This window comes from Kineococcus gypseus (genome assembly GCF_050871305.1).
GTDB lineage: Bacteria > Actinomycetota > Actinomycetes > Actinomycetales > Kineococcaceae > Kineococcus > Kineococcus gypseus.
The window spans coordinates 1-17,315 of the sequence record NZ_JBJLRD010000044.1 but is presented as its reverse complement, the minus strand read 5'-3'; the positions used below and the strand labels follow the sequence as shown (position 1 = coordinate 17,315).

Annotated in this window: 14 protein-coding genes; 10 read left to right on the top strand and 4 right to left on the bottom strand. The window is 75.7% G+C overall.

Going from position 1 to position 17,315, the window contains the following annotated elements; all coding sequences use genetic code 11:
- Positions 1–17: 17 nt before the first annotated feature.
- Positions 18–1,433 carry an APC family permease gene (locus ACRYMN_RS15635; protein WP_432496955.1) on the top strand — a complete coding sequence of 472 codons (1,416 nt, stop codon included), beginning with the start codon at positions 18–20 and terminating at the stop codon, positions 1,431–1,433.
- Positions 1,434–1,461: 28 nt separating this feature from the next.
- Here the strand turns inward: ACRYMN_RS15635 and ACRYMN_RS15630 are convergent, their stop codons facing one another.
- A complete protein-coding gene (locus tag ACRYMN_RS15630; RefSeq protein ID WP_432496953.1) occupies positions 1,462–2,226 on the bottom strand; it encodes a hypothetical protein in 765 nt (254 codons plus the stop codon).
- A gap of 154 nt (positions 2,227–2,380) precedes the next feature.
- Here ACRYMN_RS15630 and ACRYMN_RS15625 point away from each other — a divergent pair, with 154 nt between their 5' ends.
- The 6 genes from ACRYMN_RS15625 to ACRYMN_RS15600 all read left to right on the top strand — a co-directional run bounded on the left by ACRYMN_RS15625 (position 2,381) and on the right by ACRYMN_RS15600 (position 6,869).
- Positions 2,381–3,469 carry a spore photoproduct lyase family protein gene (locus ACRYMN_RS15625; protein WP_432496950.1) on the top strand — a complete coding sequence of 363 codons (1,089 nt, stop codon included), beginning with the start codon at positions 2,381–2,383 and terminating at the stop codon, positions 3,467–3,469.
- A 64-nt stretch (positions 3,470–3,533) separates the two neighbouring features.
- Entirely contained in the window at positions 3,534–4,508 is a 975-nt protein-coding gene (locus ACRYMN_RS15620; RefSeq protein WP_432496948.1) for a Cof-type HAD-IIB family hydrolase, read from the top strand.
- A gap of 9 nt (positions 4,509–4,517) precedes the next feature.
- Positions 4,518–5,318: a thymidylate synthase gene (locus ACRYMN_RS15615; RefSeq protein ID WP_432496946.1), complete on the top strand. Its 801-nt coding sequence runs from the start codon at positions 4,518–4,520 to the stop codon at positions 5,316–5,318.
- Between the two features lie 49 nt (positions 5,319–5,367).
- On the top strand, positions 5,368–5,880 hold the full coding sequence (locus ACRYMN_RS15610) for a dihydrofolate reductase (protein ID WP_432496943.1): 513 nt from the start codon (positions 5,368–5,370) through the stop codon (positions 5,878–5,880).
- Between the two features lie 79 nt (positions 5,881–5,959).
- The gene (locus ACRYMN_RS15605; protein ID WP_432496941.1) at positions 5,960–6,130 is read left to right on the top strand and encodes a hypothetical protein; all 171 of its coding nucleotides are present in this window, start codon (positions 5,960–5,962) and stop codon (positions 6,128–6,130) included.
- A gap of 73 nt (positions 6,131–6,203) precedes the next feature.
- A complete protein-coding gene (locus ACRYMN_RS15600; RefSeq protein WP_432496938.1) occupies positions 6,204–6,869 on the top strand; it encodes a DsbA family oxidoreductase in 666 nt (221 codons plus the stop codon).
- A 24-nt stretch (positions 6,870–6,893) separates the two neighbouring features.
- On the opposite strand, the gene ACRYMN_RS15595 is transcribed toward ACRYMN_RS15600, so the two are convergent.
- A complete protein-coding gene (locus tag ACRYMN_RS15595; protein WP_432496935.1) occupies positions 6,894–7,472 on the bottom strand; it encodes a TerD family protein in 579 nt (192 codons plus the stop codon).
- A gap of 173 nt (positions 7,473–7,645) precedes the next feature.
- On the opposite strand from ACRYMN_RS15595, the gene ACRYMN_RS15590 reads away from it, so the two are divergent.
- The 3 genes from ACRYMN_RS15590 (at position 7,646) to ACRYMN_RS15580 (ending at position 12,487) form a co-directional block, all read left to right on the top strand.
- Positions 7,646–8,977, top strand: coding sequence for an MFS transporter (locus ACRYMN_RS15590; RefSeq protein WP_432496932.1), 1,332 nt, complete (start codon positions 7,646–7,648; stop codon positions 8,975–8,977).
- 207 nt (positions 8,978–9,184) lie between these two features.
- Positions 9,185–10,498, top strand: coding sequence for a multidrug effflux MFS transporter (locus ACRYMN_RS15585; RefSeq protein WP_432496929.1), 1,314 nt, complete (start codon positions 9,185–9,187; stop codon positions 10,496–10,498).
- Positions 10,499–10,507: 9 nt separating this feature from the next.
- Positions 10,508–12,487 carry a M13 family metallopeptidase gene (locus tag ACRYMN_RS15580; RefSeq protein WP_432496927.1) on the top strand — a complete coding sequence of 660 codons (1,980 nt, stop codon included), beginning with the start codon at positions 10,508–10,510 and terminating at the stop codon, positions 12,485–12,487.
- A 41-nt stretch (positions 12,488–12,528) separates the two neighbouring features.
- Here ACRYMN_RS15580 and ACRYMN_RS15575 read toward each other — a convergent pair whose 3' ends face one another.
- Complete coding sequence (locus ACRYMN_RS15575) at positions 12,529–14,112, bottom strand: diguanylate cyclase (protein WP_432496924.1); 1,584 nt, start codon at positions 14,110–14,112, stop codon at positions 12,529–12,531.
- 21 nt (positions 14,113–14,133) lie between these two features.
- A complete protein-coding gene (locus ACRYMN_RS15570; protein WP_432497003.1) occupies positions 14,134–16,776 on the bottom strand; it encodes an MGH1-like glycoside hydrolase domain-containing protein in 2,643 nt (880 codons plus the stop codon).
- Positions 16,777–17,315: the final 539 nt, after the last annotated feature.

The window sequence follows — 17,315 nt, the reverse complement described above, 5'->3', positions numbered from 1 at the left end:
GCACCGGGAGGTCCACCGTGAGCACCAGCGCCCCCACCCCGCAGGCAGTGCAGGAGCAGCCCGAGCTGAAGCGGGTGATCGGCCCGAAGCTGCTGCTGCTGTTCGTCGTGGGCGACATCCTCGGCACCGGCGTGTACGCCCTGACCGGGCAGGTCGCCGGCGAGGTCGGCGGCGCGGCGTGGCTGCCGTTCCTCGTCGCCTTCGCCGTGGCCACCGTGACCGCGTTCTCCTACCTGGAGCTGGTCACCAAGTACCCCCAGGCCGCCGGCGCGGCCCTGTACGTGCACAAGGCGTTCGGCCTGCACTTCCTGACGTTCCTGGTGTGCTTCGTGGTGATGTGCTCGGGCATCACCTCCGCCTCGGCGGCCTCGCGCGCCTTCGCGGCCAACCTCGTCGCCGGCTTCGGCTTCGACGCCGGCAACGGCACGGTGCTCGTCATCGCGCTGGCGTTCGTGGTGCTGGTGATGGCGGTGAACTTCCGCGGCGTCAGCGACAGCGTGAAGCTCAACGTCGTGCTCACCCTCGTGGAGCTCTCCGGCCTGCTCATCGTCATCTTCATCGGCCTGTGGTTCCTCGGCGGCGGCAACGGCGACCTCTCGCGCGTGGTGGCCTTCGAGACGCCGCAGGACAAGAGCGTGCTGCTGGCGGTGAGCACCGCGACGTCGCTGGCGTTCTTCGCGATGGTCGGCTTCGAGGACTCGGTGAACATGGCCGAGGAGACCCGCGACCCCAGCCGCACCTTCCCGCGCGTGCTGCTCAGCGGGCTGGGGCTGACCGCGGTGGTCTACGTGCTGGTCTCGATCTGCGCGGTGGCGGTGGTGCCGGTGGGCCGGCTGCAGGAGAGCGAGACGCCGCTGGTGGAGGTCGTGCAGACGGCCGCGCCCGGGTTCCCCATGTCGGACCTGCTGCCGTTCATCTCCATGTTCGCCGTCGCCAACTCCGCGCTGATCAACATGATGATGGCCAGCCGGCTGCTGTACGGGATGAGCAAGCAGCGCGTCCTGCCGCCGGTGCTGGCCACCGTGCACCCCTTCCGGCGCACCCCGTGGGTCTCGATCCTGCTCACCACGGCCATCGCGCTGGCCCTGGTCACCTACGTCTCGCTGGAGCCGGACTCGCCCGTCGTGGCGATCCTGGGCGGCACCACCTCGCTGCTGCTGCTGACGGTGTTCTGCCTGGTCAACGTCACCGTCCTGGTGCTGCGCCGCGACCCGGTGCAGCACCGGCACTTCTCCGCCGGCCGGGTGCTGCCCGTGGTCGGCGCGCTCGCGTGCGCCTACCTGGTGCTGCCGTGGACGTCGGGGCGCGACGTGGAGCAGTACCGCATCGCCGGGCTGCTGCTGGTCCTCGGCGTGGTGCTGTGGGGCGTGAACCACCTGGCCACCCGCCGCACCCGCACCGGGCAGCGGGAGGCGCAGCGCGCCGCGCGCTGAGGCGAGCGCCCCGCCGCGGGCGCCGGGTTCAGCGGTCGTGCCGGCTGCGCCCGGCGCGCGAGCCGGCGTAGGCGGGTTCGCGCACGCGCAGCCACGCCATCGGCAGGTCCATGCCGGGCACCGGGTAGCGGCCCGGGTCGAAGGTGAGCACCCGGTCCGGGGCGGTGGCGGGGTCCTCGTGCAGGCGCAGCTCCGCGAACGGGCGCCACGGCCCGCGCGGGGCGGCCACCGCCAGCAGGAAGCGCCCGGAGCGCCAGCGCGCGCCGAGCAGCAGCGGCCCGGCGGGCGTGCGGTAGGCGGCGACGCTGCCGTAGGTGCCCGAGCGCCAGTCGAGGGCGGGGCGCAGCACGCGCCGGCGCAGGCCGGTGTCGCCCGTGGTGGCCAGCAGCAGGTCGCGCGGCTCGCCGTCGGGCCCGGCCACGCGCACCGCCAGGCCCAGCACGTCCGGCAGCGGGCGCCGCGTCCCGGCCGCGCGCGAGAGGCGCACCACGGCGCGGTCCACGCCCGGCTCGTCCAGCCACGCCACCCCGGTGGGCTCGCGCAGCCCGTGCCGGACGACCTCGCCGGCGACGACCGCGCCGAGGGTGTGCACGGCCTTGCCGCGGCGCAGCGAGCCGGCGGTGCGGAAGAGCGCGCGCAGGGCGCGGCTGTCGGGCACCGCGCCGGGCCGCTCGGGCACCGTCGCGCCGGCCTGCGGCACGACCTGCGCGGCGCGCCGCCCGGGGGTGCCGGCCGGCGGGCCGGGGGGCCTGCCGTCCGGGGCGGGGCTCAGCCGGCGCAGCAGGTTCTCCACGGCGCCATCCTGGGCGCGGCACCCCCCGCCCGCACCCCGCGCCCACCCCGCGCCCACCTCGCGCCCACCCCGCGCCCGCCGCGCCGCCACCGCGTGTGGTGCGCGACACCCCCGCCCGGGGACGGCCCGCACCCGCGCCGGCGTTGAACAGGACGTGCCCAGCGCGCAGCTGACCCGGCCCCGCCTGTGGGTCCCCTCCACCGTCTACGTCACCGCCTCCGCCCAGGCCGAGCCCCACGGCCGCGCGATCCTCGAGCGCCTCACCGCCGCCGGCGTGCAGGACGTGCACCTGCTCGGCGGCGACCGCCTGCCCGCCCTGCGCGGCGCCGACGAGCGCGCCACCTACGCGGCCGCCAAGCGCACCCTGGCCGTGGTCACCAGCGCCGCCTCCAAGCGCCGGCCCACCCCCATCCCGCCCAGCGCGGACTTCTCCTTCCCGATCGCCGAGGGCTGCCCGGGGCACTGCCAGTACTGCTACCTGGCCGGCTCGCTGGCCGGCCCGCCGATCACCCGCGTCTACGCCGACCTGCCGCGCATCCTCGCCGGCCTGGACGACGTCGTCGGCACCGGCGCGGTGACCTCCGGCACCGCCGAGCGCGGCCACGAGGGCACCACGTTCGAGGCGTCCTGCTACACCGACCCGCTGGCCGTCGAGCACGTCACCGGCTCCCTGGCCGCCACCATCACCCACTTCGGCACCCACGAGTGGGCCGGGCCCGTGCAGCTGCGCCTGACGACGAAGTACGATGACGTCGAGGGCCTGCTGGACCTGCCGCACGGCGGGCGCACCCGCGTGCGCGCCTCGGTCAACGTCGCCGACGTCGAGCGCTTCGAGGGCGGCACCGCCCGCGTGGCCGCGCGCCTGCGCGCGCTGGGCCGCCTGGCGCGCGCCGGCTACCCCGTCGGCCTGACGATCGCCCCGATCATGCCGGTGGACGACTGGCGCGCCGCCTACGGCGAGCTGCTGGCCGCCGCCGGCGCGGAGCTGGCCGGCGTGCCGGGCCTGGACCTGACGGTGGAGTGCATCACCCACCGCTTCACGCCCAAGAGCAAGGACGTCCAGCTCGGCTGGTACCCGCGCACCAAGCTCGACCTCGACGAGGACGCCCGCACCCGCAAGCTGGGGAAGTTCGGCGCGGTGAAGTACGTCTACGACAAGGACACGATGCGCGAGCTGCGCACCTGGTTCGAGGACGCCCTGGCCCGCGAGCTGCCCGCCGCGCGCTACCTGTACTGGACCTGACGGGCCCGTCCGCCGACCGCACCCGCCGCGGCCGGCGGGTGCGGCCCTGCGCGAGGATCGGGGCGTGACGACCCCCGCCCAGACCTCTGCGCCGACCCCCGCGCCGGCCCCCGCGCCCGCCGCCGCACCGCCCTTCGGGCTGCTCCTGGACGTCGACGGCCCCGTCGCCAGCCCGGTCACCCGCACCGTCAGCGCCCCCGGGCTGCTGGGGAGCCTGCGCGAGCTGCTCGCGGCGGGCGTGCCGGTGGTCTTCAACACCGGCCGCTCCGACCGCTTCCTGCGCGAGAACGTCCTGGCCCCGCTGCTGCGCGAGGGCCTACCGCCCGGCGCGCGCCTGCACGCGGTGTGCGAGAAGGGCGCGGTGCACTTCTCGGTGGGCCCGGACGGCCCCGGCCCGCTGCACGTGGACACCGGCGTGGCCGTGCCCGAGCCGGTGGTCGCGGCGCTGGAGGAGCTGGCCCGGCGCGACTTCGCCGAGACGATGTTCGTCGACCCCGGCAAGCACGCCATGGTCTCGATCGAGCAGCGCCTGGACGTGCCCAGCGCGGCGTACCTGGCCGCGCAGGAGCGCTTCGACGCCGCCGCTGTGGAGGTCCTGGCCGGCGCCGGGCTGGGCGTGGAGCACCGCGGCGGGCGCCGCCCGGACGCCGCCGGACGGGTGGACTGGCGCGTGGACCCCACGATCATCTCCACCGACGTGGAGTCGGTGCTGCTGGGCAAGGACCGCGGCGCCGACACCGCGCTGCGGCTGCTGGCCGCCGACGGCCCGCTGCCGCGCGCCTGGCGCACCGCGGGCGACTCGCGCACCGACTACGCCATGGCCGACCGGCTGCACGAGCTGGGCCACGACGTCGCCCACGTCGACGTGCGCCCCGCCGACGGCGTCCGGGCCCGGCCGTACCCGGTGCTGCTGGCCGAGCGCACCGTCAACGACGCCGCCGGCGCCGCCTGGCTGGCGCGCGTGGCCGCCGTCGTGCGCGGCGAGGCCGCCGACGACACCGGCTTCGACGCGAGCCCCGCCGGGCACCCGGCGGCTTAGGCTTCGCCCGTGGCTCGCGTCGACACCCAGTACGAGGACCTGCTGCGGCACGTCGCGGCGAACGGCACGCCGAAGGCGGACCGCACCGGCACCGGCACCCGCTCGTGGTTCGGCGCCCAGCTGCGCTACGACCTCTCCGCCGGCTTCCCGCTGATCACCACCAAGCGGGTGCACTTCAAGTCCGTGGCGCTGGAGCTGCTGTGGTTCCTGCGCGGGGACTCCAACGTGCGCTGGCTGCAGGAGCGCGGCGTGAGCATCTGGGACGAGTGGGCGGACGAGGACGGCGAGCTGGGCCCCGTCTACGGCGTGCAGTGGCGCTCGTGGCCCACCCCCGACGGCGGGCACGTCGACCAGCTCGCGCGGGTGCTGCACACCCTGCGCACCGACCCGGACTCGCGGCGCATGGTCGTCTCCGCGTGGAACGTCGCCGAGCTGGACGCGATGGCGCTGGCCCCCTGCCACGCCCTGTTCCAGTTCCACGTCGCCGACGGCAGGCTCTCGTGCCAGCTGTACCAGCGCAGCGCCGACCTCTTCCTCGGCGTGCCGTTCAACATCGCCTCCTACGCGCTGCTGACGCACCTGGTGGCCGCCGAGGTCGGCCTGGGCGTCGGCGACCTGGTGTGGACCGGCGGCGACGTGCACGTCTACGACAACCACGTCGAGCAGGTCGCCGAGCAGCTCTCGCGCGAGCCGCACCCCTTCCCGGCGCTGCGCGTGGCCCCGAGGCCCCTCTTCGAGCACGAGTGGACCGACTTCGAGCTGGACGGCTACGTGCACCACCCGGCCATCAAGGCCCCGGTGGCGGTCTGAGCCGCGCGGGCGGCCCGGGAGCGGCGCGGCAGCGGGTGGAGGGGGCGGCGTGGGCGGCGTGATCGGCGCGGTGTGGGCGCAGTCCGCGGACGGCGTCATCGGCGCCGGCGGGGCGCTGCCCTGGCGGGTGCCGGAGGACATGGCGCACTTCCAGCGCCTGACCACCGGCGCCACCGTGCTCATGGGCCGCGCCACCTGGCAGTCGCTGCCCCCGCGCTACCGCCCGCTGCCGCGGCGGCGCAACGTGGTGCTGACCCGCGACCCCGCCTTCGCCGCCGAGGGCGCCGAGGTCGCCCACGACCTCGACACCGCCCTGGACGAGGCGGCTGCGCTCGGCGACGTGTGGGTCTGCGGCGGCGGGCAGGTCTACCGCGCGGCGATGGCGCGCACCGAGCGCCTGGTGGTCACCGACGTCGACGTGCACGTCGAGGGCGACACCACCGCCCCCGAGATCGGACCGGGGTGGGTGCTCACCTCGCAGGAGCCCTGCACCGGGTGGGCCGTCTCCAGCGCGGGCCCGCGCTACCGCGTGCGCACCCTGGAGCGCGCGCCCCTCGCCTGACCCCTCGCGCGCCGCGTCCGCGCGTGGCACCGTGGAGCACCGGCCCCGCAGGGCGGGGCCCCGCGCGAGGAGGTCCGCGATGACCCTGGTGCTGTCCCTCGTCGTCATCCTGCTGGTCGCCGCCCTGGTGGGGCGCACGGTCGCGCGCTCGCGCCCCGGCGCCGGCCCGGTGCGCACCCGCCCCGGCCTGGGCATCGAGCTGCCGGACGTGACCGGGCGGGCCGAGCACGCCGAGCGCGAGCGCCGCTGACCCGGCGACCCGGGACGACCCGGGACGACCCGGGACGATCCACGGGCCACTCGCGGTTGCACCCGTCGTGCGCGTGGAGGTCTGGGTCGACGTGGTGTGCCCGTGGTGCGCGATCGGCGAGCGCCGGTTGCGGCGGGCGCTGGACGCCTTCGAGCACGGCGGCGAGGTCGAGGTGCTCTGGCGCTCCTTCGAGCTGGACCCCTCGGCCGTCTCGCAGCCCGCGCGCACCGGTGGCCCCGACGAGCACCTGCACCGGCTGGCGGCGAAGGTGGGCGCGGACGTGGAGCAGGTGCGCGGGATGGTCGCCCACGTCGACGCCCTGGCCGCGGCCGAGGGCATGACGTTCCACCAGGAGCGCGCGGTGCCGGCGAACACCGCCCGCGCGCACCAGGTGCTGCACCTGGCCCGCGAGCGCGGCGTGCAGGAGGCGGTGCTGCGCCGCCTGGTGCTCGCGCACTTCGCCGAGGGCGAGGCGCTGGGCGAGGTGGAGGTCCTGGCGCGCCTGGGCGCCGAGGCGGGCCTGGACGCCGCGGAGGTGCGCGAGGTCCTGGCGCGCGACGCGCTGCTGGGCGCGGTGCGCGCCGACGAGGCCGAGGCGGCGGAGCTGGGCGCGCGCGGGGTGCCGTTCTTCGTCGTGGACCGCCGCTACGGCGTCTCCGGCGCCCAGCCGGTCGAGCACCTGCTGGAGGTGCTGCGCCGCGCGTGGGCCGAGCGCGACGCACCGCGTCCCGTCGGCTGAGGGCCGGCGCCCGCCCGGGGCGGGTCAGTCCACGTCGACGCCGAAGTCCTGCGCGATGCCGCGCAGGCCCGAGGCGTAGCCCTGCCCGACGGCGCGGAACTTCCACTCGCTGCCGCGGCGGTAGACCTCCCCGAAGACCATCGCCGTCTCGGTGGAGGCGTCCTCGGACAGGTCGAAGCGCACCACCTCCTCGCCGGTGGCGCGGTCCACCAGGCGGATGAACGCGCCGTGCACCTGCCCGAAGCTCTGCCGGCGCGCCTCGGCCTCGTGGATGGAGACCGCGAAGACGATGCGCTCGCACGCCGCGGGCACCGCGAGCAGGTCGACCTCGACCACCTCGTCGTCGCCCTCGCCCTCGCCGGTGCGGTTGTCGCCGGTGTGCCGCACGGCGCCGTCGGGGCTGGAGAGCTGGTTGTAGAAGACGAAGTGCGCGTCGGAGAGGACCTTGCCGCCGGCGCCGACGAGCAGGGCGCTGGCGTCGAGGTCGAAGTCCACGCCGGTGGTGGTGCGCACGTCCCAGCCCAGGCCCACGGCGGCCTCGGTCAGGTCGGGGGCCACCTTCGTCAGCGACACGTTGCCGCCCTTGGCCAGCGTCACGCCCATCGCGGTCCTCCCGGTGCGTCGGTGCTACCGGGACGCTACCCGCGCCCGCCGGGCGGGGCGCGCCCGGGGGCGAGGGCGACGTGACGGGGAACACTTGACCGGGGCAACCTGTTGCGCACGGTGCCGGCGAACGGTCCCCGGTGCCCCCGCCCGAGCGACCACCGAGGAGAGCCGTGCCCGCCACGCCGCTCCCGTCCGCCGCGCACCTCGACGCGAGCCCCGCCCCCGGCGCCCGCGCGGCGCGCCCGTCCCGCCGGTCCCGGCTGCCCCGCCTGCCCGAGCGGGCCGCCTTCTGGCTGGTGACCGCCACGCTGGCGCTGCTGGTCTCGGCCTCCTCGGCACCCTCGCCGATCTTCCCCGTCTACCAGCAGGAGTGGGGCCTGAGCGCGACGACCGTGACGGTCGTCTTCGCCGTCTACGCCGGCACCCTGCTGCTGGCCCTGCTGACCGTGGGGCGCCTGTCCGACCACCTGGGCCGGCGCACCGTCGTCGTCGCCGGGCTGGTCGGGGTGCTCGCGGCGCTGGCCGGCTTCCTGCTCGCCGGGTCCGCCGGCTGGCTGGTGGCGGCCCGGGCCGTGCAGGGCATCGGCACCGGCACCGCCATGGGCGCGCTGGGCGCCTGGCTGCTGGACCTCGGCGGGCGGCGCGCGGCGCTGGCGCAGACGCTCAACGGCGCGGCCCCGCCGCTGGGCCTGATGCTCGGCGGCCTGGGCTCGGGCCTGCTCGTGCAGTACGCCCCGGCGCCCACCCGCCTGGTGTACGCGGTGTGCGCGGTGCTGCTGGCCGTGTGCGCCCTGGCGCTGCTGGCGGCCCCCGAGCCGGCGCCGCGCGTGCCCGGGGCGCGCGCCTCGCTGGTGCCCTCGGTGCGCGTGCCCGCCGCGACCCGCCCCGTGCTGGGCGCCCTGGCCCCGGCCCTGGCCGGCAGCTGGGCCCTGGGCGGGCTGTTCATCGGCCTGGGCCCCTCGATCGCCGCCGGGGTGCTCGGGCGCGCCGACCACCTCGTCGGCGGCCTCGTCGTGGCCAGCCTGACCGGCACCGGCGCCCTGGTGGGCGTGCTGACCCGCGCCCTGCCGCCGCGGCGCGTGGCCACCGCCGGCGCGGTGGCCTTCCTGGTGGGCCCGGCACTGCTGGTGCTGGCGCTGCAGAGCGCCTCCACGCCGCTGTTCTTCACCGCCTCGCTGGTCTCCGGCGTCGGCTTCGGCGCCGCCTTCCAGGGCGGCCTGCGCGCCGTGGTGGCCACCGCCCCGCCCGCCGAGCGCGCCGGCGTCCTCTCCGCCGTCTACGTCATGTGCTACGTCGCCTTCGGCGTGCCCTCGGTCGTCGCCGGCCTGCTCACCCCGCACGCGGGCCTGCGCACCGTGGCCGAGGGCTACGCGCTGCTCGTGGTCCTGCTGGGCGCGGCGGCGCTCGTGCTCTCCGCCCGTGCCGCCCGCCGCACCGGCGGCGCCGGTGTGCCCGCCCCGCGCCGCACCCCGGCCGCCGCCGAGCGCACCGCGCGGCGCTGACACCCGCACCACCCTTGCACCACCCCCGCCGGACCACCCCCGCCGCGTCGGCGCGCCGGGCGCGACGCGCCGGGCGGCGCGAAACCGGCAGGACGCGCCGCGCCGCCCGCCCCTAGGGTGAGCGGTGACGGTGCGCACCCGCTCCGTCCCGCTCCGCTCGACGTCGCGCGGTGCACCACCTCACCGCTGACGAGGACCGCTCCCGCGATGACCGCGCTGCCCACCTCCCCCGCCCGCACCACCGCCCCCGGACGGACGCCCTCCACGTTCGGCCTGGTCGTGCTCCTCGGCGTCATGGCCGCCCTCGGCGCGGTGACGATCGACCTCTACCTGCCCTCGCTGCCGGACGTGGCCGACGACCTCGGCTCCACCGCCGCGCGGGCGCAGCTGACCATCACGGGCGTGCTCGTCGGCTCCGCGCTCGGGCAGCTGGTCAGCGGACCCCTCAGCGACGCCTTCGGCCGCCGCCGCCCGGCGCTGGTCGGCTTCGGCGTCTACGTCGTCGCGGCCCTGCTGTGCGCGCTCGCCCCGAGCATGCCCGCCCTGATCGCCGCCCGGTTCCTCTCGGGCACCGGGGCGGCCGCCGGGGCGGTCGTCGGCATGGCGATCATCCGCGACCTCTTCACCGGCCCCACCGCCGCGCGCCTGATGTCGCGCCTCATCCTCGTCATCGGCGTCGCGCCGCTCTTCGCCCCCACCATCGGCGGGGCGATCGCCGAGCACACCGGCTGGCGGCCCGTGCTGGCGATCCTCGCCGGCGTGGGCGCGCTGGTCCTGCTCGCGGTGTGGCGCTGGCTGCCCGAGACGCGCCCGGAGCTGAGCGCGGAGGTGCCGGCGCAGGCCTCGCGCGCGCCGTCCTCGGCCGCCGAGCGCGCCGTGCCCGTCACCGCGCGCCGCGGCGCGCGCGTGCTGCGCAGCTTCGCCGGCTACGGCGCCCTGCTGCGCGACCGCCGCTTCATGGCGCTGGCCCTGGTGCCCGGCCTGGCGATGGCCGTGATCCTCAGCTACGTGGCGACCTCCCCCTTCGTCTTCCAGGAGGAGTTCGGGCTGAGCACGACGCGCTTCGCGCTGCTCTTCGCCGTCATGGGCATCGCCCTCGTCGGCGGCAGCCAGGTCAACGCCGCCCTGGTGCAGCGCTCCGGCTCCGCGGCGCTGCTGCGCGTGGGCGTCGCCTGCGCGCTGGTGCTGTCCCTCGCCCTGGGCGCGGTGGTCCTCTCCGGCACCGGCCGGCTGCTCGCCTTCGCCGCGCCGCTGTGGCTGCTGCTGCTGACCCTGGGGCTGATCATGCCCAACGCCGTGACCATGGCCCTGGAGCCCTACGGCGCCAGCGCCGGCGCGGCCGCCGCGCTGGTCACGGCCCTGCAGTCCGGCGTCGGCGGCCTGGTCGGCGTCCTGACCGGCGTCCTGGGCGGCGACGCGCACGCCATGTCGCTGGTCATCGCCGTCGCCGCGGCGCTCGCGGTGGTCCTGGTGACGGCCGTCTCCCTGTCGGACCGGCGCGCGGCGGCCGCCCGGGCCTAGGCTGGCCCGGTGAGCTCGATCACGGAACAGCGCTCCGCCGCGGAGGACCTCGACCCCTCGGTGCGCCCGCAGGACGACCTCTTCCGCCACGTCAACGGCCGCTGGCTGGCCACCTCCGAGATCCCCGACGACCGCGCCGTGGACGGCGCCTTCGTGCGGCTGCGCGACGAGTCCGAGGAGCAGTGCCGGGCCATCGTCGAGGCGGCCGCGCCCCCCGCGGCGGACGGCTCGGCCGAGCCCGGCTCGGTGCGCCAGAAGATCGGCGACCTCTTCGCCTCCTTCATGGACACCGAGCGCGTCGAGGCGCTGGGCGTCAGCCCGGTGGCCGGCGAGCTGCGGGCCGTCGACGCGGTGTCCTCCGTGGACGACCTGGTGCGCCTGCTGGGCCGCTTCGAGCGCCTGGGCGTGGGCGGGCCGTTCGCCTACTGGGTGGACACCGACAACGCCAAGTCCGACCAGTACGTCGTCTACGTCACCCAGTCCGGCCTGGGGCTGCCGGACGAGTCGTACTACCGCGAGGAGCAGCACGCCGGCCTGCGCGAGCAGTACGTCGCGCACGTCGAGCGCCTGCTGACCCTGGGCGGGCGCCCGGACCCGGCCGGCAGCGCGCGCCGCGTGCTCGAGCTGGAGACGCGCCTGGCCGCCCACCACTGGGACCGGGTGCGCAACCGCGACGCCAACGCCACCTACAACAAGGTCGACCGCGCCGGCCTGGCGGCGCTGCTGCCGGGCCTGGACCTGTCGGCGTGGAGCGGCGCCGCCGGGCTGCCGGAGACCGCCCTCGACGAGGTCGTCGTGCGCCAGCCCGACTACCTCACCGGCATGGCCGGGGTGCTCACCGGCACCCCGGTGTCCACGTGGCGCGAGTGGCTGGGCTGGCGGGTGCTGCACCAGGCCGCCCCGTACCTGTCCGCCGAGGTCGTCGACGCCAACTTCGCCTTCTACGGCACCACCCTCACGGGCGTGCCGCAGCTGCGCGAGCGCTGGAAGCGCGGCGTGGGCCTGGTCGAGGGCGCGCTGGGCGAGGCGCTGGGCCAGCTCTACGTCGCCGAGCACTTCCCGCCGGCGGCCAAGGCCCGCATGGAGGAGCTCGTCGCGAACCTCGTCGAGGCGTACCGCCAGGACATCGAGACCCTGGACTGGATGACGCGCGAGACCAAGGACCGCGCCCTGGAGAAGCTGGGCAAGTTCACCCCCAAGATCGGCCACCCCGACGAGTGGCGCGACTACTCCGCGCTGAGCATCGAGCGCGGCGACCTGCTCGGCAACGTCCGGCGCGCCTTCGCCTTCGAGGTGGACCGCGAGCTGGCCAAGCTCGGCTCCCCGGTGGACCGCTCCGAGTGGTTCATGACCCCGCAGACGGTCAACGCCTACTACAACCCGGGCATGAACGAGATCGTCTTCCCCGCGGCGATCCTGCGCCCGCCGTTCTTCTCCCTGGAGGCCGACGACGCGGAGAACTACGGCGGCATCGGCGCGGTCATCGGCCACGAGATCGGCCACGGCTTCGACGACCAGGGCTCCAAGTACGACGGCGACGGCAACCTGCGCGACTGGTGGACCGACGCCGACCGCGAGGAGTTCGGCCAGCGCACCGCCGCCCTGATCGCCCAGTACGACGCGCTGGAGCCGCCGGAGACGCCCGGCCAGCACGTCAACGGCGCCCTGACGGTCGGGGAGAACATCGGCGACCTCGGCGGGCTGACCATCGCGCACAAGGCCTACGAGATCTCCCTGGGCGGCGCCGAGGCCCCCGTGGTGGACGGCGTGACCGGCCCCCAGCGCCTCTTCGCCGGCTGGGCGCGGGTGTGGTGCGGCAAGGTGCGCCCCGAGGAGGTGGCCCGCCGCCTGGCCGTCGACCCGCACTCCCCGCCGGAGTTCCGCTGCAACCAGGTGGTGCGCAACCTGCAGGAGTTCCACGACGCCTTCGGCGTCCAGCCGGGCGACGGGCTGTGGATGGACCCGGCCGAGCGGGTGCGCATCTGGTGACGCGGCCCGCCGCGGCCGGCCGCTGAGGAGCGGCGGGCGCGTCAGGTGGCCAGCGCCACCCGGTCGCGCCCGCCGGTCTTGGCCACGTACAGCGCCCGGTCCGCGGCCAGCAGCAGCTCGTCGGGCGTGCCGCCGTGCTCGGGGCAGGCGGCCACCCCGGCGCTGATCGTCACGCGCACGTCGCTGTCGTCCACGCGCAGGCGCGCGCACGCGCGCCGCAGCTCCTCCGCGCGCGCCGCCGCCTCCGCCCCGCCCAGGCCCGGCAGCAGCACGACGAACTCCTCCCCGCCGTAGCGCACGACGTCCTCGGCGCGCGCGTGCTCGCGCAGCGCCCCGGCCACGGCGACGAGGACCTCGTCGCCCACGGCGTGGCCGTGGGTGTCGTTGACGGCCTTGAAGTGGTCGACGTCCAGCAGCACCAGCGCCACCGGCGCGCGCCCGCCGCCGGCGGCCAGCAGCGCGGTGAGGTCGTCGATGAAGCGGCGCCGGTTGCGCAGGCCGGTCAGCGGGTCGCGCGAGGCCTCCTCGGCCAGGTCGGCGCGCAGCCGCTCGATGGTGTCCACGTGCCGGCGCAGCTGGGCGTTGGCCTCCTCCAGGGCCCGCTGCTGCACGAGCTCGGCGGTGACGTCGCGCAGCACGGCCACCCGCCCGCGCACGGACCCCCGCGGGTCGTGGATGGGGCGCACCCGCACGTCCACGCTCAGCCCGTCCAGCTGCACGACGCCCTCACCCCTGCCCTCACCCCCGAGGCCGCCCGCCCCGACGGCCGCGGCCAGCTCCGGCCCGGCGACGTCGCCGAAGGAGCGCCCGACCACCGCGGGCCCGCGGCCCAGGCGCTCCAGCAGCGCGCGCGCGGCCGGGTTGAGGTCCACCAGGCGCCCCTGCCCGTCGACGACGACGACGCCGTCGCCGAGGGTGTCGACCACGAGCCCGCGCGCCACCGGCAGCAGCTCCAGCAGCTCCTGGCGCAGCACCGCGTAGGCGAAGAGCAGGCCGGAGACGGCGAAGGCCGCGGGCGTGGGGTCCAGGGGGAACAGGTGCAGCGGCACGGTGAGGGTGACCACGTTGAGCGCGGTGGGCAGGACGGTGGCCACGAGCACCGTGCCCAGCTGCCGGCGCAGCAGCCCGGTGGCGTGCCGGCGCTGGCGCGCCACCGCCAGCGAGCCGGAGGTGACGAGCGCGTAGCAGTACAGGGCGTGCGCCCAGAACAGCGGGCCCAGCACTGTCTCGCGCCGCAACGGCTCGCCCTCGTACGAGACGTCCGCGTAGAACCAGTGCGTCCAGGGGTCCACCAGCAGCGCGAGCTGCACGAGCACCGGCACCACGCACAGCAGCAGCACGGCGCGCGCGGTGGGCCGCCGCCCGCCCACGGCGCCGGCGAAGAGGCGCGTGGCCGCCACGGTGCCGGTGATGCCCAGGTACTGCAGGTGCACCAGGGCGTCCAGCGCGCCGGGGCGCTGACCGGTGGCCAGCAGGACCCCGGCCGTGCACCACACGCTCGCGGCGGCCAGCGCCGCGGTCAGCGGCACGGCCGCGGGCGTGCCGATGCGCCGGCGCCAGGCCAGCACCGCGGTGGCCGCGGCGGTGACCGCGGCCAGCGCGACGACGAGCGTGAGGGCTCCCACGGTCCCCAGGGTGCCCCGTCCTCAGCGCCCCGGCGGGCCGGGGGGCAGGCGCGGGTGCAGCAGGTGCGCCACGAGCGCCGTCCAGCCGGTCTGGTGGGTGGCGCCGAGCCCCTCGCCGGTGTCGCCGTCGAAGTACTCGTTGAAGGTGGGGTGCTCGCGCCACAGCGGGTCGTCGCTGGCCTCGATGCGCTCGCCGTCCGCGGGGCGCCTGCCGTCCACGGGCCGGAAGAGCGAGACGAGGCTGTCGTCGATGAGGTCGGCGGCCTGCACGAGGGTGATCCGGCGCCCGGAGCCGCGCGGGACCTCCACGGTCACGGTGTCGCCGAAGAAGCGCCCGTAGGTGCGCAGCTTGTCGGCCAGCAGCACGTTGACGGGGAACCAGATGGGCCCGCGCCAGTTGGAGTTGCCGCCGAAGAGCCCGGTGCGCGACTCCCCGGGCTCGTAGACGATCGAGGAGTGCTGCCCGCTGACCTCGGTGGTGATGTGCTCCTTCACGGCGGCGGACAGCGAGCGGATGCCGTAGTCCGACAGGAACTGCTCGGGGTCGAACATGCGGTCCAGGATGCGCTGCAGGCGCGGCTTGTCCAGCAGCGAGAGCAGCATCTGCCGGCCCTCGGGCCCGGAGCGGGTCAGCAGCGGCAGGGTCAGCTCCGGGCGGCGGCGCTGCAGCCAGCGCAGCCGGGAGGTCAGGTCGGGGGTCTCCTCGGAGATCCACGAGGGCACCTCGGTGGCGCCCAGGATGGGCAGCAGACCCACCATGGACGGCACGCGCATGGGCTCGGCGGTGCCGTCGGGGTGCAGCAGCACGTCGTAGAAGAAGCCGTCGGCCTCGTCCCAGAGCGTCACCTCCTGCGAGCCGAAGGACATCATCGCCTGGGCGATGGACAGGAAGTGCTCGAGGAACTTGGTGGCGACGTCCTCCCAGGCGGGGTCGTGCCGCGCCAGCTCCAGCGCGATCTTGAACATCTGCTGGCAGTAGAAGGCCATCCAGCTGGTGGCGTCGGACTGCTCCAGGCGGTACCCCGGCGGCAGCTCGGCCGAGCGGTCGAACAGGCCGATGTTGTCCATGCCCAGGAAGCCGCCCTCGAAGAGGTTCGAGCCGTCGGCGTCCTTGCGGTTGACCCACCACGAGAAGTTCAGCAGCAGCTTGGTGAACACGCGCACGAGGAAGCCCTGGTCGCGGTAGCCGTCCAGGCGGTACACGTGCCAGGCGGCCCAGGCGTGCACCGGCGGGTTGACGTCGCCGAAGGCCCACTCGTAGGCCGGCAGCTGCCCGTTGGGGTGCATGGACCACTCGCGGCACATGAGCACGAGCTGCTCCTTGGCGAACTCGGGGTCCACGTGCGCCAGCGGGATGCAGTGGAAGGCCAGGTCCCACGCGGCGAACCACGGGTACTCCCACTCGTCCGGCATGGAGATCACGTCGGCGAGCGCGAGGTGGCGCCAGCTGGTGTTGCGCCCCCCGCGCTGGCGGCGCGACTCCGGCGGCGGGTCGGCCCAGGGGTCCCCGTCGAGCCACTGGCGCACGTCGTAGCGGTACAGCTGCTTGGTCCACAGCAGCCCCGCGTAGGCGCGGCGGGCGATGTGCCGGTCCGAGGGGGTCAGCTGCTCGGGCAGCACCTCGTCGTAGAACTCGTCGGCCTCGGCGGCCCGGTCGCGCACGACGGCGTCGAAGCCCTCGCCGAAGGTGTGCCGGCCCGGCGCGCTGGGCGACAGGCGCAGGCGCACCTCGACCGACTGCCCGGGCAGCACCTCGTCGAAGCGGTACCAGAACGCCGCCTTGGTGCCCTGCAGCGCCGGGTTCACGGCGGAGGCGTCCCCGCGCACGATGCGCCGGTCGATACCGTCCTTGGTGTACGTGGTCGTGTTGCGCTCGGCGCCGAAGAGCTCGACGGCGTTGGTCTCGTTCTCGCAGAAGAGCACCTCGGGGGCGCCCTCGGCGGCGACGTAGTAGCGCCCCAGGTGCCCGTGCTGGCACTCCACGGCCTCCAGGCCCCCGACGGTCAGGGTCGGCGGCAGGACCTGCTCCATGGTCCCGCGCCGCTTGTCCCAGCCCCAGGACCACGTGTTGCGGAACCACAGCTGGGGCACGAGGTCCAGCGGGGCGGGGTCGGGCCCGTGGTTGGTGGCGCGCACCACGACGCACACGTCGTCGGGCGAGGCCTTGGCGTAGGTGACCTCGACGTCGAAGAAGCGGTTCTCGTCCAGGACGCCGGTGTCGCCGAGCTCGTACTCGCGCTCCTCGCGCGAGCGCCGCGCGTTCTCGGCGCGCAGCCGCTCGTAGGGGAACTCCGCCTGCGGGTAGCGGTAGAGCCAGCGCATCCAGCTGTGCGAGGGCGTGCTGTCCACCGCCCACCAGTGCTCCTTGACGTCCTCGCCGTGGTTGCCCTCGCCGTTGGTCAGACCGAAGAGGCGCTCCTTGAGGATCGGGTCGCGCCGGTTCCACAGGGCCACGGACAGGTTGAGGAAGCCGAAGCGGTCGCAGATGCCCCCCAGGCCGTCCTCGCCCCAGCGGTAGGCGCGGGCGCGGGCCTGGTCGAAGGGGAAGGCCGACCACGCGTCGCCGCTGGCCGAGTAGTCCTCCCGGACGGTGCCCCACTGGCGGCCGGCCAGGTACGGGCCCCACAGGCGCCAGGGGCCGTCGGGCCCGCGCGACTCGGCCATGCGTGCGTGCTCGGCGCTGGGGTGGGCCTGCGGGGCAGGCGTCTGGGCGGGCTCGTCCACCGCTCCATCCTGCCAAGAGCGGCCCCTCCGTGCCGGGTGACGGGATCACCGGGCTGCACCCGTTGCGCTGCAACGGGTCCGAGCCGCCGGGGGAGCGGATTTGGTGTGTGGGGGGCGTGCGGCGTACTGTTCTTCTCGTCGCCCGGACGGGGCGGCCGCCGGGGCTGCGAGGCTCGCGGGGGTCGGTCGCGGGTGGGTGGCGCCGGAGGCTGGATCGGGATCGGGGTTGCAGTGCGGCCCGGTGGCTGGTTACAGTGGGAAAGTTGCCCCGGATTCGTTCCTCCTGCTGGAGGGGCGCAGCGGGTGCGTCCGGTTCTTGAGAACTCAACAGTGTGCCAAGTGTTGATGCCAAACAATCAACCCCGTGGCAGTGGTGGTGCCTGGTCTCGTTCGGGGCCGGGTGGTGCTGCTGTTGGGGATTCCTTTGGTGTTGGTCCTCCGCTCCCTCGCCAGGGGGTGGGGGTTTCGAGATCAGAGGT

Bases quoted from the DNA above. Each gene is read 5' to 3' on its own strand.
- ACRYMN_RS15605 (WP_432496941.1), top strand. From the start codon at position 5,960: ATGACCCTGGTGCTGTCCCTCGTCGTCATCCTGCTGGTCGCCGCCCTG.
- ACRYMN_RS15595 (WP_432496935.1), bottom strand. From the start codon at position 7,472: ATGGGCGTGACGCTGGCCAAGGGCGGCAACGTGTCGCTGACGAAGGTG.
- ACRYMN_RS15585 (WP_432496929.1), top strand. From the start codon at position 9,185: ATGACCGCGCTGCCCACCTCCCCCGCCCGCACCACCGCCCCCGGACGG.
- ACRYMN_RS15570 (WP_432497003.1), bottom strand. From the start codon at position 16,776: ATGGCCGAGTCGCGCGGGCCCGACGGCCCCTGGCGCCTGTGGGGCCCG.